The organism is Paenibacillus sp. FSL H7-0737 (assembly GCF_000758545.1).
Taxonomy (GTDB): Bacteria; Bacillota; Bacilli; order Paenibacillales; family Paenibacillaceae; genus Paenibacillus_AQ.
On sequence record NZ_CP009279.1, the window covers coordinates 1,215,926 to 1,236,852 of the forward strand.

Annotated in this window: 21 protein-coding genes; 6 read left to right on the plus strand and 15 right to left on the minus strand. The window is 45.5% G+C overall.

Features of this window, described 5'->3' with window-relative positions; translation table 11 throughout:
* The 3 genes from phnE (H70737_RS05260) (at position 1) to H70737_RS05270 (ending at position 2,493) form a co-directional block, all read left to right on the plus strand.
* Positions 1-792, plus strand: a complete 792-nt coding sequence (gene phnE, locus H70737_RS05260) for a phosphonate ABC transporter, permease protein PhnE (RefSeq protein WP_042185358.1) — start codon at positions 1-3, stop codon at positions 790-792.
* Positions 789-1,592 carry a phosphonate ABC transporter, permease protein PhnE gene (phnE, locus tag H70737_RS05265; protein ID WP_042185360.1) on the plus strand — a complete coding sequence of 268 codons (804 nt, stop codon included), beginning with the start codon at positions 789-791 and terminating at the stop codon, positions 1,590-1,592. Before phnE (H70737_RS05260) ends, phnE (H70737_RS05265) begins: the two co-directional genes overlap by 4 nt.
* 169 nt (positions 1,593-1,761) lie before the next feature.
* Positions 1,762-2,493 (plus strand): ZIP family metal transporter, encoded by a 732-nt coding sequence (locus H70737_RS05270; protein WP_042185362.1) that lies wholly within the window; start codon positions 1,762-1,764, stop codon positions 2,491-2,493.
* 82 nt (positions 2,494-2,575) lie between these two features.
* Here the strand turns inward: H70737_RS05270 and H70737_RS05275 are convergent, their stop codons facing one another.
* Together H70737_RS05275 and H70737_RS05280 are read right to left on the minus strand one after the other, a co-directional pair.
* Entirely contained in the window at positions 2,576-3,565 is a 990-nt protein-coding gene (locus H70737_RS05275; protein ID WP_371915722.1) for an aldo/keto reductase, read from the minus strand.
* Positions 3,566-3,660: 95 nt separating this feature from the next.
* A complete protein-coding gene (locus tag H70737_RS05280) occupies positions 3,661-4,509 on the minus strand; it encodes an AraC family transcriptional regulator (RefSeq protein WP_042185366.1) in 849 nt (282 codons plus the stop codon).
* A 202-nt stretch (positions 4,510-4,711) separates the two neighbouring features.
* Between H70737_RS05280 and H70737_RS05285 the strand changes: the two genes are divergently transcribed.
* Positions 4,712-5,380 carry a general stress protein gene (locus H70737_RS05285; RefSeq protein ID WP_076283978.1) on the plus strand — a complete coding sequence of 223 codons (669 nt, stop codon included), beginning with the start codon at positions 4,712-4,714 and terminating at the stop codon, positions 5,378-5,380.
* An 86-nt stretch (positions 5,381-5,466) separates the two neighbouring features.
* On the opposite strand, the gene glpX is transcribed toward H70737_RS05285, so the two are convergent.
* The 4 genes from glpX to H70737_RS05305 all read right to left on the minus strand — a co-directional run bounded on the left by glpX (position 5,467) and on the right by H70737_RS05305 (position 9,054).
* A complete protein-coding gene (gene glpX / locus H70737_RS05290; RefSeq protein WP_042185368.1) occupies positions 5,467-6,462 on the minus strand; it encodes a class II fructose-bisphosphatase in 996 nt (331 codons plus the stop codon).
* A gap of 41 nt (positions 6,463-6,503) precedes the next feature.
* Positions 6,504-7,310 carry a pyruvate, water dikinase regulatory protein gene (locus tag H70737_RS05295; protein WP_042185370.1) on the minus strand — a complete coding sequence of 269 codons (807 nt, stop codon included), beginning with the start codon at positions 7,308-7,310 and terminating at the stop codon, positions 6,504-6,506.
* Between the two features lie 12 nt (positions 7,311-7,322).
* The gene (locus H70737_RS05300; RefSeq protein ID WP_042185371.1) at positions 7,323-7,979 is read right to left on the minus strand and encodes a helix-turn-helix transcriptional regulator; all 657 of its coding nucleotides are present in this window, start codon (positions 7,977-7,979) and stop codon (positions 7,323-7,325) included.
* Between the two features lie 142 nt (positions 7,980-8,121).
* Entirely contained in the window at positions 8,122-9,054 is a 933-nt protein-coding gene (locus H70737_RS05305; RefSeq protein WP_042185373.1) for a DMT family transporter, read from the minus strand.
* A gap of 161 nt (positions 9,055-9,215) precedes the next feature.
* On the opposite strand from H70737_RS05305, the gene H70737_RS05310 reads away from it, so the two are divergent.
* Both H70737_RS05310 and H70737_RS05315 read left to right on the plus strand, forming a co-directional pair.
* The gene (locus tag H70737_RS05310; protein WP_042185381.1) at positions 9,216-10,625 is read left to right on the plus strand and encodes an aminotransferase-like domain-containing protein; all 1,410 of its coding nucleotides are present in this window, start codon (positions 9,216-9,218) and stop codon (positions 10,623-10,625) included.
* A gap of 133 nt (positions 10,626-10,758) precedes the next feature.
* A complete protein-coding gene (locus H70737_RS05315; protein WP_156113058.1) occupies positions 10,759-11,442 on the plus strand; it encodes a hypothetical protein in 684 nt (227 codons plus the stop codon).
* Between the two features lie 532 nt (positions 11,443-11,974).
* Here H70737_RS05315 and H70737_RS05320 read toward each other — a convergent pair.
* The 9 genes from H70737_RS05320 to H70737_RS05360 all read right to left on the minus strand — a co-directional run bounded on the left by H70737_RS05320 (position 11,975) and on the right by H70737_RS05360 (position 20,830).
* Positions 11,975-13,384, minus strand: a complete 1,410-nt coding sequence (locus H70737_RS05320) for a nucleoside recognition domain-containing protein (RefSeq protein ID WP_042185383.1) — start codon at positions 13,382-13,384, stop codon at positions 11,975-11,977.
* Positions 13,362-14,093, minus strand: a complete 732-nt coding sequence (locus H70737_RS05325; protein WP_042185385.1) for a FeoB small GTPase domain-containing protein — start codon at positions 14,091-14,093, stop codon at positions 13,362-13,364. The genes H70737_RS05320 and H70737_RS05325 overlap by 23 nt, the downstream gene beginning before the upstream one ends.
* Positions 14,090-14,344 (minus strand): FeoA family protein, encoded by a 255-nt coding sequence (locus H70737_RS05330; RefSeq protein WP_042185387.1) that lies wholly within the window; start codon positions 14,342-14,344, stop codon positions 14,090-14,092. Before H70737_RS05330 ends, H70737_RS05325 begins: the two co-directional genes overlap by 4 nt.
* A gap of 274 nt (positions 14,345-14,618) precedes the next feature.
* Positions 14,619-15,077: an SRPBCC domain-containing protein gene (locus tag H70737_RS05335; RefSeq protein WP_042185389.1), complete on the minus strand. Its 459-nt coding sequence runs from the start codon at positions 15,075-15,077 to the stop codon at positions 14,619-14,621.
* A 101-nt stretch (positions 15,078-15,178) separates the two neighbouring features.
* Complete coding sequence (locus tag H70737_RS05340; RefSeq protein WP_042185391.1) at positions 15,179-16,135, minus strand: helix-turn-helix transcriptional regulator; 957 nt, start codon at positions 16,133-16,135, stop codon at positions 15,179-15,181.
* An 87-nt stretch (positions 16,136-16,222) separates the two neighbouring features.
* Positions 16,223-18,166 (minus strand): FtsX-like permease family protein, encoded by a 1,944-nt coding sequence (locus tag H70737_RS05345; protein ID WP_042185393.1) that lies wholly within the window; start codon positions 18,164-18,166, stop codon positions 16,223-16,225.
* Complete coding sequence (locus H70737_RS05350) at positions 18,141-18,911, minus strand: ABC transporter ATP-binding protein (RefSeq protein WP_042185395.1); 771 nt, start codon at positions 18,909-18,911, stop codon at positions 18,141-18,143. Before H70737_RS05350 ends, H70737_RS05345 begins: the two co-directional genes overlap by 26 nt.
* A gap of 219 nt (positions 18,912-19,130) precedes the next feature.
* A complete protein-coding gene (locus tag H70737_RS05355) occupies positions 19,131-20,135 on the minus strand; it encodes a sensor histidine kinase (protein ID WP_042185397.1) in 1,005 nt (334 codons plus the stop codon).
* Complete coding sequence (locus H70737_RS05360; protein WP_042185399.1) at positions 20,132-20,830, minus strand: response regulator transcription factor; 699 nt, start codon at positions 20,828-20,830, stop codon at positions 20,132-20,134. Before H70737_RS05360 ends, H70737_RS05355 begins: the two co-directional genes overlap by 4 nt.
* Positions 20,831-20,927: the final 97 nt, after the last annotated feature.

Consider the following 20,927-nt stretch of genomic DNA (forward strand, 5'->3'; position numbering starts at 1 on the left):
ATGAGTGTGAATGCAGAGAAGCTACATCCCAAACCACCAAGGAAGATAAAGCATTATTTTACAGCCATTATATTAGTAGTATTACTGTGGAGAAGTGCGGTCTTGACCGATTCATCCATTGGAGAGCTGATCTCCGGTCTGCCAAATATGCTGGATCTGCTTAAGGAAATGTTCCCTCCAAACTGGGGGTATTTTGACAATATTATAGATGCGATGCTGGAGACGATCCGGATGGCATTGGTCGGTACAACGTTTGGTGCCATTCTGGCGGTTCCCATTGCCTTGCTGTGTGCAAGCAATATTACGCAAAGCCGATGGCTTCATTATCCGGTACGTATGCTGCTGAATTTGATCCGCACAATTCCCGATCTACTGCTGGCTTCTATTTTTGTCGCCATTTTTGGCCTCGGTGCGCTTCCGGGAATATTTGCTTTGACGGTATTTTCGCTAGGGCTGATCGCCAAGCTTACCTATGAATCGTTGGAGACGATTGAACAGGGACCTTTGGAAGCAATGACTTCAGTCGGAGCGAATAAGACTCAACGAATTATGTTCGGCGTCATTCCGCAGGTACAGGCTCATTTCATGTCTTATGTGTTGTATGCCTTTGAGATTAATGTCCGTGCTGCAGCAGTTTTAGGTTTGGTAGGCGCGGGTGGAATCGGCCATTACTATGAAGTGACATTAGGCTTTTTAGAATACGATAAGACTTGCACCATCATCTTGTTCACATTAGCAGTAGTCTTGATTATTGATTATGTAAGCACTAAGCTGCGGGAGAAATTAATATGAGTAAATCATGGAATACCCTAGTACCCAAACCTCGTAAAAATCGTTTCCGATGGCTGATTTATGTAGCATTAGCGGCAGTGTACATCTGGGCTTTTTCGGGAGTGCCGTTTAATGGATTTAAAGAAACCGCTGGGATCATTACTAAGGCCATCTTTGCCGGGATATTCTCTCCTGACTGGGCCTTCGTTTATTTACCAGATGGGGAGGATCTGCTTCGAGGATTACTTGAGACGTTAGCTATTTCAATTTTAGGGACTTTTATCTCGACCTTCATATGTATCCCCTTTGCTTTTTGGGCTGCGGTCAACATGAGCAAGGGAAAGGCGATTTCGGGCTCCGGCAAGCTAATATTAAGCTTTATACGGACATTCCCTGAGATCATTATGGCTTTGCTGTTCATCAAGGCTGTTGGACCGGGTTCATTTGCGGGTGTACTGGCTCTAGGACTGCATTCCGTCGGCATGCTCGGCAAATTGTTCGCGGATGAGATTGAGAATATTGATAACGGTCCGCTCGAAGCCTTAATCTCTTCTGGTGCCAGCCGCATGCAGGTGTTATGGTTTGCTGTTGTGCCGCAGGTATTGCCAGGCTTTCTATCCTACACTTTATACAGATTCGAAATTAACGTTCGCTCAGCTACGATTCTGGGTGTGATTGGAGCAGGCGGGATTGGCACACCGTTAATCTTCGCCCTCAGTTCACGGAATTGGGACCGTGTCGGAATTATCCTGCTAGGTATCATTGCGATGATTACGATTATTGATCTGATTTCCGGCATGATTCGGAAGAAGCTAGTGTAACAGAATCGCATAATTACATGTTAGACAAAGACCTCCTTAGGGTATGAATCGAGCCTATGGGGGTCTTTTTATGATTAGCGTACTATTCGGAAAAGCTATATAGAAGTAATAATACTTTTTGTGTTAACATATGTTGGTCTATCAGAATTGTAATGAAGGAGTTGAAGGTTTGGAATCTGCGCTTATTGGCAGCTTTGTATCAGCAATGGCTACGGTTCTTGGAGCGTTTCCGATCCTGTTCGTGAAGAGGTTATCTGAGAAATGGAAGGACGTTCTAGTTGCTTTTACTGCAGGTATAATGGTATCGGCTTCTACATTTGGACTCATGCCGCAAGCGATTAAAGAATCGGGAATTATCGCATTAACCTTGGGCCTGATTACAGGAGTTCTACTGCTTGATTTAATTGAAAAGAACATCCCGCATATCGACGTGGAGAATAAACCCGGATATACCAATATGGATTCCAAGGCGTTGCTCGTTTTGATTGCATTGTTCATTCACAATATACCAGAAGGTCTTAGTACGGGATTCAGTTATGCCAGTGAGCAGGCGAGTCTGGGTCCCACCGTGGCCATAGCGATTGGTGCGCAAAATATGCCTGAAGGATTGATTCTCGCAGTCTTTCTGATGAATTCTAGAACAACTAAGTTAAAAGCATTGGGAATCGTTACGCTTACCGGACTTATGGAAATGGTATCTGCGGTTATTGGGTATTTTACGGCGAGTTACCTACAGAATGTAGTGGGCTATGGTCTTGCTTTTGCAGCCGGGGCTATGCTATTCATCGTCTACAAGGAACTTATTCCAGAGAGTCATGGTCATGGTTACGAACGGCCTTCGACGTATTCGTTTATCTTTGGATTATTAATTATGGTGTATATCACGCAGATATTTGGGTGAGTAGGGAAAAAACGGCCAATGAAGTGCCAGAGCAGCTTAAGCTACCTGACCTCATTGGCCGTCTTTATGGTTTAATCTATAATTATCCTCGCAAAATCGTCTCAATTTGCTCCAGCTCTTCTGCACTTAGCTCTGGTGCATTCAAGGAGGCGACTGCATCTTCAATCTGGCTCACCTTACTTGCACCGATCAAAGCTGAAGTGACTTTACCTCCGCGGAGTACCCAAGATAACGCTAGCTGAGACATTTTTTGTCCACGTGCAGCAGCAATCTCGTTCAGTTTGCGAACTTTAGCGATCTTCTCTTCCGTAATGGCATCTTCGGACAGGAATACACTTGGTCCAGCAGCGCGAGAATCAGGAGCAATTCCGTTAAGATAGCGGTCGGTCAGAATGCCTCCTTGTAGTGGAGAGAACACAATCGATCCGATACCCTCCTCAGTTAATACATCCTGCAAGCCATCTTCAATCCAGCGGGACATCATGGAGTAGTTAGGTTGATGAATCAGGCATGGCGTTCCAAGTCGACGCAGAATTTGTGCCGCTTCACGTGTCTGTTCAGGGTTGTAATTCGAAATCCCAACATACAGCGCTTTACCTTGACGTACAATAAGATCCAGCGCAGCCATAGTTTCTTCCAGTGGTGTATTCGGATCTGGACGGTGATGGTAGAAAATATCTACATAATCAAGGCCCATACGTTTCAAGCTTTGGTCTAGACTGGAGACGAGATATTTCTTGGAGCCCCATTCGCCATAAGGACCGGCCCACATATAATATCCGGCTTTAGTCGAGATGACCATTTCATCACGATAAGGAGCAAGATCCTTCTTAAGGATTTGACCAAAGCTTTCTTCTGCGGAGCCAGCTGGAGGACCGTAGTTATTAGCGAGATCAAAATGAGTGATTCCAAGATCGAAAGCTCTTCTTGCCATGGCGCGGCCATTCTCGAATAAGTCGTTTCCGCCAAAGTTATGCCAAAGTCCTAGCGAGATCGCCGGAAGGAGTAGACCGCTTTTTCCAGTGCGGTTATATTTCATATTGTCATATCTGGTAGCGCTTGCGTTATACATCATTATTTCCTCCTAAAAAGACTTTTTTTCTGATTACGTTACGTCCTTATTGTAGCGAAAGATCCCGGACAAACGTATGTCAGCAAGGAAGAAGTTTATAGCACAATGTCATTTTCGAGATGACGGACACGGTATTCTTTTGGAGAACAACCTTTCACCTTCTTGAACATTCGCGAAAAGAGTAAGGGGTCCTGATAGCCGACGGAACGCGAGATCTCACCGATAGTACAGAGGGTTTCTGTCAGAAGCTCGCATGCTTTAGCGACACGGTAATTCAATAAATACTGCTGTGGTGGCATACCAATGGTCCGTTTGAACAAGGAAGATAAATATTTGCGATCCAGCTTGAGAGAAGAAGACAGCATTTCCACCGAAATGTTCTCACAATAATGTGTATGCAAAAAGTGGAGACTTTGCTCGACATAAATACTCTTTTGACGCGGTAAAGGTAGTACATCCGGAACAGCTGGCACCGCTTGTAGCAAGAGGGAGAAAAACTCATACATGATCGCTTTTAGCGGCAGGTCAAGACAATCCGAATTGTCGGCTGCTTCTGTCAGGCGTTCGTAGAGATTAGGCATAAGCTGTTTATCCATCGGGAAGATTGGCTGCTCAGGGGTCAAGGAGGTTTTGGATAAAATATATGATACCTGTTCTCCGGTAAAGGCTACCCAGGAATAGATCCAAGGATTGGTCAGGTCCGCTGCATAAGAAGTAACGATATGAGGGTAGGTAAGAAAAGCTTGTCCCGCTTGCAGGATATGGGTTTGTTCACCTACAGATACCTTTCCAGTTCCCTCATGAATGAAATGTATTTTGTACACGTCACGAACTCCGGGTCCGAAAAAATGCCCAGGTAGACACTGCTCCCGCCCCCAGTAATGGAGATGCAGATCGGGATTACCTCTGAAGGGACGCTCAGAATTATAATTAAATATCGCCATGAATGCTTCAGTCTCTTTCTTTTATAGAGTTAACCAAGGGCCAATTTGCCCGTCTTCTTTTATTATACAGTATATTTTAGCAGGGACATTACTTGGAATACTTTATGAATTCTGAGATAGAAGTTTATCCCTGCCCAGTTTGGTTAAGTAAGCTATGAAGCTGAACGTATGAGCTAACTTCGATCACTAGGAGGTAATGGAGATGAATAAGAGAATAGTGGGTGTCTTTGCTGCCGAATACGAAGCTTCGAGGGCTATTGAAGAGTTGAAACGTCAAGGCTGCAGAACAGAGGACATATCGATTATCGCGAGAAATTCAGAGAGTGCGGATACGCTTAGAGATGAATCAGGGACCCAAGCGCCGGAAGGAATAGCTACTGGTGCAGCTACGGGTGGTCTGCTGGGTGGATTAACTGGGCTCTTGATGGGGATAGGCGCTCTGGCTATTCCAGGCATCGGACCGATCATTGCAGCCGGACCGCTTGCGGCAACACTTGCTGGAGCGGCAATAGGTGCAGGCAGCGGTGGATTAGTTGGCGGTCTTATTGGACTTGGCATTCCTGAAGAGGAAGCCAAGCGGTACGATAACTATGTAGATGAAGGCCATATTCTTGTAATGGTGGATGTGGAGGGCGAGCAGAAAGAGGAAGAAGTGAAGCGGATCTTCGTACAGCATAATAGTCTGAACACAGACCGTTTTGAGGAAATTGCGAATATGAATACAGCTGAAAATCGAAATTATGATGGTAGTGTAAAGGAAAGCGATGCGCTCAGAGCCGCTGATCAACAAGAGGCGAGAAATTTGGCTCAAGCTACCGGAACCATGGATGCCATGGATACCTTAGCGAGTGAGCGCATTAGAAATAAATAAGAGATGATTATCTATTTAGTAATAAAAACAGACTATTTCACTAGCCAAGGGTGAGCTGGTGAGATAGCCTGTTTTTTTGTGTAATGCTATAGAGAGGCAACATTCTGTCTAACGGTTAGTCCATCCGGTATTTCTTTGCCAGGCAGGAAATGAATGCTACGGATGTAGCGGATTGTTCGACTCTGTGCCCGCATGATGACCGAATGCGTCTCAGCGCGCTCTTTGCCGATAAAACGGACACCATTCAGAAATTCACCTGAGGTGACGCCAGTGGCGGCAAAGAGTACGTCGCCTGTGCCAACCATGTCCTCCATGTATAACACTCGCGTAGGATTAGAAATTCCCATACGGACACAGCGCTGCTGCTCAAGAGGTCCATCAGGAAGCAAACGGCCCTGCATTTCTCCACCAAGACATTTCAGTGCGGCAGCGGCAAGGACGCCTTCAGGTGCTCCGCCCGAGCCCATGTACAAATCGACATCGCTATCCGGTAGGGCTGCCGCAATAGCGCCAGCCACATCGCCGTGACCGAGTAGCTTAATCCGTACACCCGCTTCTCGAAGACTATGAATGAGCTCTTCATGCCGTTTGCGGTCAAGTACCATTACTGTGAGCTCGGAGAGGGACTTGCCACTGAAGAGGCATGCTTTCTGGAGAGTGACCTCCACAGGGTCTTCAAGACTAAGCTTCCCGGCAAGCTCAGGACCGCAAGCGAGTTTCTCCATATAAATGTCTGGAGCATGCAGCAGACTGCCCTTATCTGCTATGGCAATCACGGATTGGGCATTGTGAAGACCACAGGCCACCACTTCAGTGCCTTCCAGAGGATCGACGGCTACATCGACAGACGGACCCTTTTGATTCCCGACTTTCTCGCCAATATAGAGCATTGGAGCATCATCCATCTCTCCTTCACCAATGACGACCGTTCCGTCGATGGAGACAGAATCAAACATGGAGCGGATGGCAGTCGTGGCTGCATCATCTGCCGCATTTTTATCTCCCCGCCCGATCCAGCGAGCTGAGGATAATGCACCTAGTTCAGTTACCCGTACAATCTCAAGAGCCAGTTCGCGATCCATTCTAATTCCCTCCAGTACATCCCATAAATTTTAACTGAATGTTAGATATAACCCATTATAATACCGGCGGTTTCTTCTATAGCTTTGTCGGTAATATCGATAACAGGACAGCCTAGCTTATTGAACAGAGAAGTGGCATATTCCATCTCCTCTGTAATCCGCTCCAGACTTGCATATTGGGAGCCAGTCGGTAACCCAAGCACCTTCAGCCGCTCGGAGCGAATCTTCAGCATATACTCCGGCTTCATGGTTAGTCCGATCAGTCGGTTCGACGGCAAGCTTAGCAGCTCTTGCGGAGGAGCAATTTCTGGAATAATCGGATAGTTAACGACCTTTTTCCCCCGATGGGCCAAAAAGATACTAAGTGGTGTTTTTGAAGTACGGGACATCCCTAGTAGAACGATATCGGCCTTCAGCATAGCGCCGAGATCGCGACCATCATCACAGGCAACTGTGAATTCGATAGCCTCCATACGGCGGAAGTAGTTCTCATCAAGCTGGTGTAATAAACCCGGTCGCTGCTGAGGAGCGTCGTCAAACGTATCAATGAAAGCTTGCATCATTGGGCCCATGATATCGACGATACGAAGGTCAAGCCGTACAGCCTCTTCTTTAATCATCTCTCTTAGCTCCGGCTGCACCAGCGTATAGACGACAAAACCTTTATGCTGCGCGGCTTCTTCCATAAGCTTCCGGAGCTCATCTTCATGTCTAATGTTCCCGTATCTTTTGATGGTGATCTGCTGATTCTGGAATTGATGAATGACGGCCTGCACGACAGCTTCCGCCGTATCTCCTATAGAATCTGAGCAGATCGTTATTAGGTTGGAAGATTGCTCGATGCTCATGAATTCCTCCTGTTATCCTTTGGCTTCTAGTTCGAGGAGAAGTTTTACAATAGCAGTTTTCGTCAAGCGTCCTATGACATCCAGTTTCGTACCATTGTCTTCTGTGGCGCTGGGAACAACTACCGGTAAACTATCTACCTCGTGAAAAATCATTTTATGTGCGGCATCAAGCACCGTCTCATCTGGTGAAGTTGTGACTACTTTGGGCTGGCGTGTCATGACCATGCTTACGGGCATGGAGACAGCACCCGGATTGCCAAGAGTTACCTTCAGGAAATCCTTACGTGAAGCAACACCGGTGAGCTTGCCCTCTTCGTCACAAATAATAAGGGTGCCAACATCCTGTAGAAATAGCGTAACTACGGCATCTTGAACCGTAGTAGTCTCACGGATAATAATAGGTACACTTTGAATCTCTTTTACCTTTGTCTCCTGCAACAAATAATTGCTTCCCAGACGATTAGATGATTTGAGTCCCGGGAAGTAACCGACTTTAGGTTTAGCATCGATATATTTGAGCATAACCAGAACAGAGAGATCGGAGCGAATCGTTGGCCGTGTTAAATTCAGACATTCGGCAATCTGTTCGCCGGTAATCGGAGCTCTTTTGTTCACAATATCAATGATTTCTAGTTGACGTGATGTCAGTTCGATCGCAATTCCCTCCACTTCAGATAAAAAGGCATTCCTCTTTAGAAAAGAAGCGCCGTTAAGCGAATCCTCCTTTCATATATGAGTCATATATAGATGTTTTTAATTTAACTTGGTTATATAATACGCAATAGTGGTCATAATTGCAATATATAGTACGTCATATATTCATTTTTTTTGACGCAGATGTTCGGACCCTACGCTTTAACATTAATTGTTTCAAGGCATCAGCATTGACCAGGATGGTCCCAGCAATGATAGTGAATACACCGAGGATCGTAACCCAATTCACGGCTTCATGATAAAAGAAAAAGCCAACCCCTACGGCAATCGGTGGAGAGATATAGAGCCAGGTAGAGGGAAACACAGGATTTGTCTTAGCGACGAGCCAGTAGAACAACGAATGACCGACCATCGAGCCGATTACGATTAGATAGAGCAGTGAACCTGCGATTTCGTAAGAGAGCAGAAACTCAGGATGTACATTTTCGGTGGCTAAGGAAAGAATGAATAACAGCACTCCACCATACATCATTTGGGCTGCATTTAGTGCGATTGGAGAGACCTCAGGCATACTGTTGATTACTTTTTTAGAATAAATCGCACCTACTGCGTAACAGCATTCCCCAATGAGGACAGCTGCGCAGCCGATGAGCCATAACGGTGAAATATCTACGACAAGATTAGGAAGAACGAGCAGCAGTACGCCGGTCAACCCGATGATACAACCATATAGGGAGATGGCAGGTGCTTTTTGACGAAGAATAGAAGTTTGGAGCAACAGAATCATAATCGGACCTGTGGCAGAGAGTACAGCTGCTAACCCGGAAGATACATATTGTTCAGCCCAGTAGAGACCTGCAAAGGTGCCAAAGGTTAACGCAGATCCGGTGAAGAGCATTTCTTTACGCAGGAGCAGGGAGAAGCTAGCTTTTCGTTTCCAGACCATCCATAGAAATAGAACAGCGCCTGCAACAAAAAATCGCAAGCCTGCTGAAAAGAAGGGCGGCGCACCGGCATCCACACCGATTTTGATAGCTAGAAAGGTCGTGCCGAAGATCAGACATACAAGTGCATAAGCGAATAAGATCATTTTGAAAGTCCCCTTTAGTGTGTGTATATAACGATCCTTGAACCAGTTCGTTAATCATATAGGGGAGAACACAGAACAGATGATGTTGAATAGAACAGATGACTTCGAAAATCGTGTACAATACTGTAAATAGGAGTTGTTCGGAGAGGAGTTGCAGTGAGGTGAAAAAGTCAGCGAGCGTGGAGAATAATCATCCCTTGTTTCGGCAGGTATATGAATTTCTAGTGAATCGCATGGAGCGAGGGGAGTGGGGGGCACATGATAAGCTTCCTTCTATACGGCTGCTGGCGGAGGAATTACAGGTACATCGACTGACAGTATTCAAAGCGTATAGAATGCTGACAGAGGATGGAAAAGTTTATGTAAAAGATAAATCAGGTTATTACGTATCGCCTGTTAGCTTGGTTCCTATTGTAGAAAAAGGAGCAGCAGTGACTGCCTATGCGCTCACTAATCCTCTTTCGGATATACAGAGAATGCCTGCTAAGTATCAGTTCTCACAGGCGCTGATTGATCCAGGTCTTTTGCCAAATCTTTTTCTATCCGACTATGTCAAAAAAGTGTTCGATTTATATCCCAAGGTCATGGGGACGTACTCTTCGGTTCAGGGAGATGAGGAGTTACGGGAGACGCTAAGTCGTCATTTTCGGAAGAAGCATTGGCTACAGTTATCTTCGGAAGAGCTGCTTATTACTTCAGGTGCGCAGCAGGCGATCAATCTGATTGCGCGAATTGTGCTCGGGCCTATGGACACGGTGCTTGTGGAGCGACCAACCTACAGTGTGGCCATGGATATTTTTCGCCGGGAGGGGGCAAGGCTGGTTCCGGTGGAGATCACTCCGATGGGCTACGACTTGGAGGAAGTTGAAGCGCTGATGAAAAAGCATAGACCGCGCATGTTCTATATCAATCCGACTCATCATAACCCAACTGGATATACGGTGCCAGCGCAGCAACGTAAACTGTTGGTCGAGCTTGCCGAGCGTTATCGCTGTTTGTTAGTCGAAGATGATCCGTTCCGCGATATGTATTTTGAAGAGGAGCCCCCGCCGCCCTTTTTTGCTTACGATACCGAAGGTTGGGTGATCTATATTAGCAGCTTCAGTAAATATGTAGCCCCAGGCTTACGGATCTGTGCGGTGGCTTGTCGCTATCCGTTTATGGAGCGCTTGATCACGGCCAAATCACTCGCGGACAATGGTACTCCGCTGCTTAACCAGAAGATATTCCTACATTACTACACGTCATCACGTTTGCAACAGCATCTCGGTAAGCTACGCATTGCACTTCAGGTGCATAAGGAGATTGTAGAGGAGGAGCTGGCTGGGACTGGGTGGGAGTGGACGCCTCCGCAAGGGGGCTTGAATTTATGGGTGAAGCTGCCGGACCATCTTTCGGCGGATCGACTGTTTGTCTCAAGTATGGCCCAGTCTATTGCTTTTGTGCCAGGAGAGTTGTTTGATCCGCTTGGTGAGATGAGGTCGAGGATTCGAATAAGTTACTCCTTTGCAAGCGAAGGGGTGCTACGTGAGGGGATTCAGCGGATGATTGCAATTGCGCGGGGGTTATGAGTAGGTACAGTAGACATGAGGAACTAATGAAGACTATTTAGGATGGAATAGATTAGACTTGTATAACTTGTTTGGAAATTGTTGTAACACTTTCTTCTTCTGTTCCGTCTGTAGAGTAAAGAAGGAGGTTATTATGATGGTTAAGGCTAAGTTACGCAGTCCACTTATGATGTTCCTAAGTATAACGTTAATATTTATGGCCTTGCTGACGGTGCGTCCCTCCGTTACTTATGCGTGTTCCTGTGTTGTACCTGCGGAGCCACTTGAGGCGCTGGAGTCAAGTTCAGCCGTCTTTACTGGGAAAGTAGTGGACAAAAAGGAGCCAAAGGGGACTATAATCTCATCTGCGGATTCAGTAAAAGTAACCTTTGAAGTCGATTCCAGCTGGAAAGGGGTTAAGGGGAATAAAGTTACCTTGAGTACTGCTTTATCGTCTGCCAGCTGTGGGTTTGAATTCGTGGAAGGGGAAAGTTATATCGTCTATGCGTATGCTAATGACGAAGATGACTCTGGTAAATTAGAGGCCAGTTTATGCAGCCGAACGAAGCTGCTTGCCTCGGCATCAGAGGATCTGAAGGAGCTTGGACCTAGTATATCGGCAGGTACTCCTACAGCTTCTCCGGAGGTAACATCAAATGATTCGCCGAAATCCGAAACTGGGAATAATGGGGCGACTGAAGTTGAGGGGAAACCAGCTGCGGAGAGTGACTCTTTTCCACTTGTGAATGTAGGGATCAGTGGAGTCATTATCGTTTTGATAGCGATAGCTGGCGCTGTACTCTACCGTCGTAGAGATGGTGGAACGCGTAAGAAATAACGCTTTAACTGTAGGTTCACGTTATGTCGTGATGAAATAAGCGGTCGCCCGGGAGTTGTTCGGGCGACCGCTTATTTGTTTGAGCTGACCTTAAGTAGGTGGTGGGCGGTGTGGGTACTGGTGCTTAAGTATAGCTCGGGTCATCAAAACTCGAAGTAAGTGAAATCCTTCTTAAAATTGTCGTGGTTTACTCGATATTATCGATAATTAGGGAAAATCTCCCTGATTTAATCGTATTTTACTCTATATGATCGATAATTGGGGAATTCCTCCCTGAAATTCTGCGGAAATGCCCTATTTTTCCTATAATCGACTAATTATTAGGGAGAATTTCCGCAAAAAGTTTAATTTGCGCTTATAAAGTTCGAATTTGGGGGAGAATTTCCTTAATTATGAGTTCAAGGAGAGCAGAATTTTGTGAAATACGGTGAACATTAGATGTTGTAAGGTGAGACAAAGTAAATTTAGCTAATGTAAGTTGAAATCAGTTAAAGTTCGCTGCTGTAAGATGAATTCATGCTACAGGCTTACGTCACACCCAGCCAAACAACCGAGCAAGCTGAGCGACAGCAAAGGTTACTCCAATGGCGATGCCGAGTGGGATGACAGCTGAGAGTACAGCCCACTTCATACTTTTCGTTTCCTTGTAGATGTTCACGAGTGTAGTGCCGCAAGGATAGTGGAGCAGGGAGAACAACATCATGTTAAGTGCGGTCAGCCAAGTCCAGCCATGTGATAAAAAGACATCTTTGATGCTGCCCAAGCTATCGATATCGACCATAGCACCTGAGGACATATAGCCCATAAGCAGAATGGGCAGTACGATTTCATTCGCAGGAAGTCCTAGAATAAAGGCCATGATGATAAAGCCATCCATGCCGAGCATGTGTGCAAAAGGATCGAAGAATGCAGCCATATGATTCAGAACAGAATCTCCACCAACAAACAGGTTGCCAAGAATCCAAGTGATAATACCGGCAGGGGCAGCAACGACGATGGCACGAGTAAGTACGTTAAGGGACTTATCTTTAGAGGAAATAAGTATGGTTTTCCAAATTTGTGGACGACGATAGGGCGGGAGCTCTAGTGTATAATGCGTTGGAACACCGCGTAGCGCAGTTTTGGACATGACCCAGGAAACCGTCAGAGTAACGATGATGCCGATCAGCACCATCCCCATAAGTACGGAGGCGGTGGTGAGGGTACGGAGTGCGCCTGTCGTAGCCGCTCCTGCCATGAATAAGGAAGATAATAGAATCAATGTCGGCCAGCGGCCGTTACATGGAACGAAATTGTTGGTCAAAATCGCGAGCATCCGTTCACGCGGCGATTCGATGATTCGTGTGGAGAGGATCGCGGCGGCATTACAGCCGAAACCCATAGACATGGTCAAAGCTTGCTTGCCGTGACCACCTGATTTTTTGAACAACCGATCCATGTTAAAAGCAACCCTCGGCAGATATCCGAAATTCTCAAGCAGCGCAAACACTGGAAAAAATATCATCATTGGTGGCAGCATGACGCTGATGACCCAAGAGGTTCCTCGATATAATCCCAGAACAAGTACACCGTGTAGCCAAGCGGGGGCATGGATCGCCTCAAATCCGGCAGTGAGATAGCCTTCGATGAAGCCGAAGAAGGAAGCAAGCCAGCTTGAAGGATAGTTGGCGCCGGCAATCGTAATCCAGAACACGATACCGAGGATGGCGAGCATAATGGGGAATCCCCATATTTTTGAAGTTACGATATTATCTAGCTTATAAGTGCTGTTCAGCTTCTTCTTATCCCTATAGGTGACTGCATCCCCGCAGATGCCTGCGGATACGCCATAGATACCACTGACAATCTCATCCCGTATCGCTCCGCCGTCAGCGAGCTTTTTCGCGGTGGACAGCAAGGAATCTAGAGGATCTAATCCCTTAGTGATATGCGGTGACTCCATGACCGATGACCTCCTTTGCTTCAGGTAATTCTTTATTCTTCATATTCTCTTTAAGTGAGGTAAGAAGGCTGTCATCACCATCTAACAGGCGCAATGCAATCCAGCGGGCCGGGTATTTGCTGCCAATGGTTTGTTCTACCAGCGGTGTAAGCTCTGCAATTCCTCGTTCAATCTCCTCGTTGTACGTAATACGCAGTGGCTGTGCAGTGAATGCGCCTGTAGCCACTCGCTCCACCTGATCCAATAACGCCTCAATACCGATTTTATTGCGAGCCGATATCGCTACAACAGGCACGCCGAGACGTTTGGAAATACGTTTTAGATTGATGTCGATACCGAGTTTACGGGCTTCATCGATGAGGTTGATGCAGACTACAGCCCGCCCGGTAATCTCCAGCACTTGTAAGGCAAGGTTGAGATTTCGTTCTAGCGAGGTAGCGTCAAGAACAACTAGTGTCACATCGGGCTGTTCAAAAATAATATAATCTCTAGCCGCTTCTTCATCAGCAGAATTCGAGTACAGCGAATACGTACCAGGAAGATCTACTGCGAGGTACGTATGGTCCTTATGCTTAAACTCGCCTTCAGCAGTAATGACGGTTTTACCTGCCCAGTTTCCTGTATGCTGGCGCATGCCGGTCAGCAGATTGAAAAGCGTGCTTTTGCCAGTGTTAGGATTGCCTGCAAAAGCGACTGTGAAATGACTCATGCTTCTACACCTCCGATGACTTCTCCAAATATTAAAGAGCTTTCTTCTCTACGTAATGCAATGGTCGTGTTGCTTACCCGAAAAGCTATAGGATCTCCTAAGGGACTACGCCGTAACACCTCAACGGCATTACCGACTACAAACCCGAGATCCAGTAATCTTCTTCTAAGCACACCCTGAACTTCAATGCCGCTGATACGCAGTGTGCTTCCTTTAGCCGCTTCTGATAAAGGAATACTAGCTCCAGACATTAGATCCCCTTCTTTCATTTATTATTATTTGTATTTTTATGGTTATTATTTTGTGCATTGGAATTTTTCTTGTGGTCTGACACAATATTAGTATATGTGAACAACTTTGTCCCTGCAACAAGAATGTTTCCCTAAGGCAAAATTAATTTAGGCGCAAAAAAGCCCCTAACGGAAAGAAGGCTTGCGCTCTCCAGCCGAGGGGCTAAGGTTGAGTCTACTTATAGGCTTGTCTTTAATTGGAATAGTCTAATCCAAGTTTTTATTAGTCGTGAAGTTATGTCCAGCTTCCAAAATCAAGCGTGCGTCCAGTCTCTACTAAAGTCTTGGTATTACTTAGAACCTGCCACCAAGCGCTGATGCTGCCTGCATACGAAGGATCTTCAGGATGCCATTCATCATGGATAAGCGTGAGCTTAGTAGTTCCGCCCACTGGTTCAAGCAGCCAAGAAATACGCGATTCATATCTTTCATATCCTTTATGATAGGAGGGGCCGACCTTATGTGTGAAACGCAGTGCTTTTTGTGGGGTAAACTCCAGCAGAGTCCCATAGACATGCAGCGTTTCATCTCCATCTGCACCCGGTCCGATGTATTCCAGTAATTCTCCTTCTTTGAAGGTTGAACGAATAACGCTGCCGTAATAAATCTGCTTCGTACCTTCCGGAGAGATTAAGGTTTCCCATACCTGCTCAGGTGTTCCGCCAATATAAAATTCATAGTGTAGTTCCTTCATTCGTTATTCCTCCTTGATTTATAGGTTCATTTATTCCCTCAGACTCATTTACACTATACAAAAGGATCACTGACAACTACGGTCAGTGATCCTAAAGTAATTTATGTCTTATAATGAGCTGCTAAATTGGAGGCTATGGAGGCTAGTCTTTCTCTTAGTGAGGAAGGCTCAATGATGCGTAATGTGGTTCCATAAGGCAACAAGAAATAGGGTGCATAAGTCAGTAAAGAAGTTTCGTCCACTTGAAAGCGGGCTTGTCCTTCCATGCGCTGTACCAGCGTATGTCCGAACAACCAATGGCTGCATAGATCATTCAAGACTCCCTCGTCGGATGCGATGACTACTGTAACTAGTTTCTCTTCAGTATTGCGTGCAGGCAGTAAGCTCTTTAACAAAAAATCACGTGCAGAGAAGTCAGCAGGACGAGTGAACACAGCTTCTGTACGATGTAGTTCAATGATTCTATCCACCCTGAAACTACGAATTTCATGTCGCTCGTGGCAGTAAGCTACGGTGTACCATTGGCCCTTCCAGAGTACAAGTCCGTAAGGATCAATGGCACGGGATGATTTGGTTTCTCCATTACCCTTACGATATTCCATTTGCAGGGTGGATCCGTTCGCTGCCCCCAATTCCAATTCTTGAATCAGATGGCTAAGCGACGGGGAAGGAGAATGGATCGTCTCAATGCCATTCTCATGGCGCTCCATTTGTTCTAATTGCTGGGCATTGCTATATCTTTTTAGCTTGGATAGGGCTCGGTCCAGAGCTTCAACATAAGGATATCCGGTGCCCCTGGCAAAAGAAGAAGCTTGTAGAAGGGCCCGCTGCTCTTCGGAGTCAAAGAATAATGGCGCCTCAATAAAATGCTCCGGTAAGCTGTAACCGCCACCAGGCCCGCTATCCGCAATAACGGGTACACCACTGATGCATAACGCATCGATGTATCTGTACACAGACCGAACACTGATCTCTAACGCTTCCGCTAGTTCTCCGGCGGTTCTTCCCCGCTGCTTGAGCATCCAAAGAATGGATAACATATGATCAGCCTTGGACATAAATTCGGAACCTCCTTGCTAGGTTTATTGAATAATATAACAAGTGTAACGTGAGAGTCACTGTTCCGCCAACTGAAGAGAAGTCTTTTATACCATTATTTTTTTGAGACTATGAATGTAACGAGATCGAGCAATAATGAAATAGAGGGTCTGCACAGCAAGGAATGTACCGGATGTAATTAGTACGGGAAGAGTTACATCGGTGATATTCATTTGTTTCAGTATGGGACGAATCACGACAAGGGTCTGAATGGTGGCAATCACAATCGGAATATAAAAGAGCACAGAAATTTGTTTGGTAGCAGAAGCTGACATTTCTTTTGTACTTAAACCGATTTTGGATAAAGCATTGTACATTTGTTTGTCCGTGTTCAGCTCGGTATGAAGCTTAAAAAAGAGAAAGCTGGCCGATGAAAGCGAGAAAATCAGCGCGATAAAAATGCCAATAAAACTAAATATGGCTGTTCCCTGTTTGGTTGATAAATAGCTGTCTGCTCGTGCTGTAAGTAAGGCGTTGTATTGATGGTTAGCACTGTTGGATGCTTTACTCCACTGGATAAGTTCTCTGGTGATCACAGCTTCAGGGGAGTTATCCTCAGGAGTAGGGCCGTCCCATGCTGGGATTTTATATAGGTATCTCACATATGGCCTGGTGTATTTCCCTGCTGAAGAAAACTTCTCATAGAAGCCGTCATCTACGATTAAGAGTGAGCTTGCCATGGGGTCCATTGGATGTATCTTGGGAGTTCGCAGTTCTTTTAGCAGCAGCTCTTCATCTTTCTGATTTTTCAAAAGAACCGTTTGATTAGCAGCATAATTCTGTGTCTGGATATGAGGGCTCAGCAGTAATACAGCTTCTTTCTCAGATAAGGGTCCCACTTCGGGCACATTCATTTGAGGAGCCAATTGATTGAACTCTGACCGTGAAATGATATCAATGTTAAGTATGGTTTTTTTATCGATTCCTTGAATGGAAGCGGAAATTAGATCAACTTTATTCTCTGTATACTCGACTTTGGCATTCTGTAATTTATTATGGATGTGTCCTAAATCAGGCATCTCTCCCTTTGGATTATAATTTGAATAATTCATTGCGAAGGAGGTTTTTTTATAGTGCTCCGTGTTCGCTTGATTGATGGACAAAAGAAATCCTGAAGCCATACAAGCAATCGAGGTAACTACCGTAACAAGAAATAACATTCTTGCATTGTCTTTGATCTTGTAGCTCATCTCGGAAATCCACAGCAGATTGGTTCCACGCCAAAGCCGTTTTCTGCTTAGCTTAAGCAATCGTATTCCTAGTACGGACAGCTGAGAGTAGAAAAAATAGGTTCCCGCAATACCTGTAACAGCAGCGACTAGGAGTGAACTGGGAGACAATTGCTTCCGTATAGCGAGAGCGCCGATGGTCAACAGTAGAAATCCGAAAAGCGAGAACAAGAAGGAGACACGAGGCTCTTTTTTAGGCTTAACATTTCCCTTAAGCAGTTCAAGGACTTGATGCCTGCGAATGAACAATAATGTGAAGATGGAAATGACCAGAAATAATGAAATGAAAGAGATAGAAGTAATTATTAACGCCTTCATTGGCCAATAAAATGGCAGTGGCTCCATGCCCATAATTGTCGTGCTTAGCAGTAAGAACAGCTTGGATAAAAGCATGCCAAAAGACGTACCTGTTACTATAGAGAGCATCCCGATCAGCATATTTTCTATAAGAATCAGCTTGTTGATCTGGCCGGGGCGTGCGCCTAAAATCATCAGTATGCCGAACTCCAGATTACGCATTTTCAGAAACGCACTAATCGAGTATAGAACGAAAAAGAACGCAAAGATAAACACGATATAAGAAGCAATTTGCATGCCGGAGGCTGAATTGGCACCCAGCGCGATGTTCGTAATACTAGGGTGGTAAATAAAGACTGAATAAGAGAAAAAGATCATGACCATAAAAGCACTGCTTAAGAAAAAGGCAAAATAAGCCCGTGAATTGCGCCGCACATTGTTAAACGCGAATTGAGGAAAGTTCATGACTATTCCCTCCCCAGAATGAAAGTGTATCGATAATTTTTTGGAAGAAGGCCTGACGGTTATCTCCCCGGTGAATTTCCGCCGCCAGTTTGCCATCTTTTATAAAGACGATTCGATTACAGTAGCTCGCTGCCAGTGGATCATGCGTTACAAGCATTAGCGTCGTGCCCTCTATGTGGTTAATATTCTCCAGCGATTCCATTACCGTCCGTGAAGAGTTGGAGTCAAGCGCACCTGTAGGCTCATCGGCCAATATAATCGAAGGCGAAGTAATAATCGCACGGGCAATAGCTGTTCGCTGCCGTTGTCCGCCGGATATTTCATAGGTGCGTTTACTAAGAATATCGGTAATGTTTAAGCGTTCTGCGACGCTTTGAAGCAAGATCTCCATCTGCGAGAGTCTACGGTTATCCAGAGTTAGGGGCAGCACAATATTCTCAGCAACGGTTAATGTCTCAAGCAGGTTAAAGTCCTGAAACACAAAGCCTAGTTGTTTGCGGCGAAAATGGGCGAGCTCTTTTTTATTCAAAAGATATGGGTTGCTGCCATTGATATTCACCTCGCCAGAGGAGGGCTTGTCGATCGTGGAAACCATGTTAAGCAGTGTTGTCTTGCCGCTACCGGAGGGGCCCATGATGCCTACAAATTCACCTTTTTCAATATTAAGATGGATATCGGTGAGGGCTTGGGTCGCTATTTTGCCGGGGTATACCTTATGAAGTCCTTTGACCTCTAATACATTCATATCATACATTCCTTCCGTTACAAAAGTGATTTCATCCCTCACGAAGCGGGGACGGTTTATGTATATAATTTATAAGATCGAGTGATAAGCTGCTATGGATTTACCTTAACGTTATCTTACAACGTGGTTAAGGTTATGTTCGTATCCTAACAAGAGTGGGGTATTTGCAAAAAAAAGGGACTACATAGCCATAAGTATGACTAGAAGTACCCTCTGGGCTTATTTCTGTAGATGATCACTGTTGCTGAATATTAGTCGCACGCGGGTTCCTTCTCCGAGCCGGGACTGAATAACCACTTTATGTTCGAGCCTGCTGCAAATCTCCCGAACGAGGTACAGTCCCATACCTGTCGATTCATGATAATGTCGTCCACGATCACCCGTAAAGTAGGGATTAAAAACCCGCTTCAAATCCTCAGGAGAAATGCCGATGCCTTGGTCGGTAATATCCAGAATCGTGTCGGTGCCTGCACGCTGAGCTGAGAGGGTAACAGTTTTAGCGGTACCGGAGGTGGAGGTATAATTTACGGCATTGGTTAAGATTTGGGTCAGCATAAACATCAACCATTTGGCATCACTATATACAGCGAGATTGGCATCCACCTGTACATCTACTTTTATGCCTCGGCGTATGAAGAGTCTGCGATTCTCGGCTACCGCTTCACTAACTGTTTTGCGTAGAAGTAACGGTTCAACTTGAAAATCATCTTCAAATCGGTCAAGCCTTGCCGTATAAATAACCATCTCCAGCCCACCGCGTAGACGTTCTAATTCCTCCTGAATACTTGTAGCGGCTTCCTCTTCAAGATCCTTTAACGTGAGCTGAATTACAGAGAGTGGAGTTTTCATCTGATGAACCCAGCGGTTCATGAATACGATATGCTGATCCATTTGGCGGACATGCCCATTTACCTGCTCCTGATACTGGCGGTCAATAAGCTGTAATAACTCATGGATCGCTTCGGCAAGTGGAGTGTCCCCTAAGGATACGAGATGCTTTTGGAGCATGTCCATAGGATCACTTAATGCTGCATACAATCTCCGGTGCTGAACATATCGGTAGCCTAAAAATAGTAAAAGAACTACGGTGCTCAGAGCGATTCCATAGAGCATGATAGAGATCGGTCTGTTCTCTCCAGACAGCCAATATAGCAAAGGAATAAGTAGCATTTGAAACAGATAGAAAAGGATTAGCGAAATCTGGTCTCTCCAAAATAGCTTCATGGCATATCCTTAGTGACAATAAGCCGATAGCCAGCGCCTCTTACGGTTTCCACAATATCGCCAAGACCGAGATCCTTGAGCTTTTTGCGGACACGGGTTATGTACACATTTAAAGTATTATCGTCTATAAAATGCTGATCCTTCCACATGAGATCTAGCAGACGCTCTCGGTTAACAACTCGTCCTTCTTTTAGCAATAAGGCTTCCAGTAGAACCGCTTCTTTCTGTGTCAGCTCGCTAGTATGTCCGCCATATTGAATCACATACCGCTCAGGATAAAGAATTAGTTCTCCGGCTTGGAGCGTCCGTTCCTCTTGAATTTGTGAGTAAGAGCCGTAAGCTCTGCGTAAATGGCTGCGGATTTTGGCAAGTACGACTTCATAATGAAAAGGCTTGGTGATGTAATCATCCCCGCCATTTTCTAGCGCCATCACCTGATCCATTCCACTATCCCGAGCGGATATGAAAAGAATAGGGCAGAGTGAGGTAGTGCGAATCTGGCGACACCAATAAAACCCGTCGTATTTAGGCAGGTTAACGTCCAGCAGAACAAGGTCAGGATGGTTGTCATTAAAAATCTCCAGTACCCTGTTGAAATCCTCTACTATCACCGTACGAAATTCATATTTAGATAGATACGTGCTTAGTAGGCTTGCGAGCTTAGCATCGTCCTCTATGATTAGAATAGTCTCCACAGTTGTGCTCCTTTGATCAAATATAAGAATGCAATGGTTCACACGGTTATACAGTAACACGGACTAGGAAAATTATGCAAAAAGGACGTCTAGCTGC

Excerpts from the sequence above, each read along its gene's own strand:
- phnE (WP_042185358.1), top strand. The coding sequence starts at position 1 with ATGAGTGTGAATGCAGAGAAGCTACATCCCAAACCACCAAGGAAGATA.
- phnE (WP_042185360.1), top strand. The coding sequence starts at position 789 with ATGAGTAAATCATGGAATACCCTAGTACCCAAACCTCGTAAAAATCGT.
- H70737_RS05275 (WP_371915722.1), bottom strand. The coding sequence starts at position 3,565 with ATGTATAACGCAAGCGCTACCAGATATGACAATATGAAATATAACCGC.
- H70737_RS05280 (WP_042185366.1), bottom strand. The coding sequence starts at position 4,509 with ATGGCGATATTTAATTATAATTCTGAGCGTCCCTTCAGAGGTAATCCC.
- H70737_RS05285 (WP_076283978.1), top strand. The coding sequence starts at position 4,712 with ATGAATAAGAGAATAGTGGGTGTCTTTGCTGCCGAATACGAAGCTTCG.
- glpX (WP_042185368.1), bottom strand. The coding sequence starts at position 6,462 with ATGGATCGCGAACTGGCTCTTGAGATTGTACGGGTAACTGAACTAGGT.
- H70737_RS05295 (WP_042185370.1), bottom strand. The coding sequence starts at position 7,310 with ATGAGCATCGAGCAATCTTCCAACCTAATAACGATCTGCTCAGATTCT.
- H70737_RS05305 (WP_042185373.1), bottom strand. The coding sequence starts at position 9,054 with ATGATCTTATTCGCTTATGCACTTGTATGTCTGATCTTCGGCACGACC.
- H70737_RS05315 (WP_156113058.1), top strand. The coding sequence starts at position 10,759 with ATGATGGTTAAGGCTAAGTTACGCAGTCCACTTATGATGTTCCTAAGT.
- H70737_RS05320 (WP_042185383.1), bottom strand. The coding sequence starts at position 13,384 with ATGGAGTCACCGCATATCACTAAGGGATTAGATCCTCTAGATTCCTTG.
- H70737_RS05325 (WP_042185385.1), bottom strand. The coding sequence starts at position 14,093 with ATGAGTCATTTCACAGTCGCTTTTGCAGGCAATCCTAACACTGGCAAA.
- H70737_RS05330 (WP_042185387.1), bottom strand. The coding sequence starts at position 14,344 with ATGTCTGGAGCTAGTATTCCTTTATCAGAAGCGGCTAAAGGAAGCACA.
- H70737_RS05335 (WP_042185389.1), bottom strand. The coding sequence starts at position 15,077 with ATGAAGGAACTACACTATGAATTTTATATTGGCGGAACACCTGAGCAG.
- H70737_RS05340 (WP_042185391.1), bottom strand. The coding sequence starts at position 16,135 with ATGTCCAAGGCTGATCATATGTTATCCATTCTTTGGATGCTCAAGCAG.
- H70737_RS05345 (WP_042185393.1), bottom strand. The coding sequence starts at position 18,166 with ATGAACTTTCCTCAATTCGCGTTTAACAATGTGCGGCGCAATTCACGG.
- H70737_RS05350 (WP_042185395.1), bottom strand. The coding sequence starts at position 18,911 with ATGAATGTATTAGAGGTCAAAGGACTTCATAAGGTATACCCCGGCAAA.
- H70737_RS05355 (WP_042185397.1), bottom strand. The coding sequence starts at position 20,135 with ATGAAGCTATTTTGGAGAGACCAGATTTCGCTAATCCTTTTCTATCTG.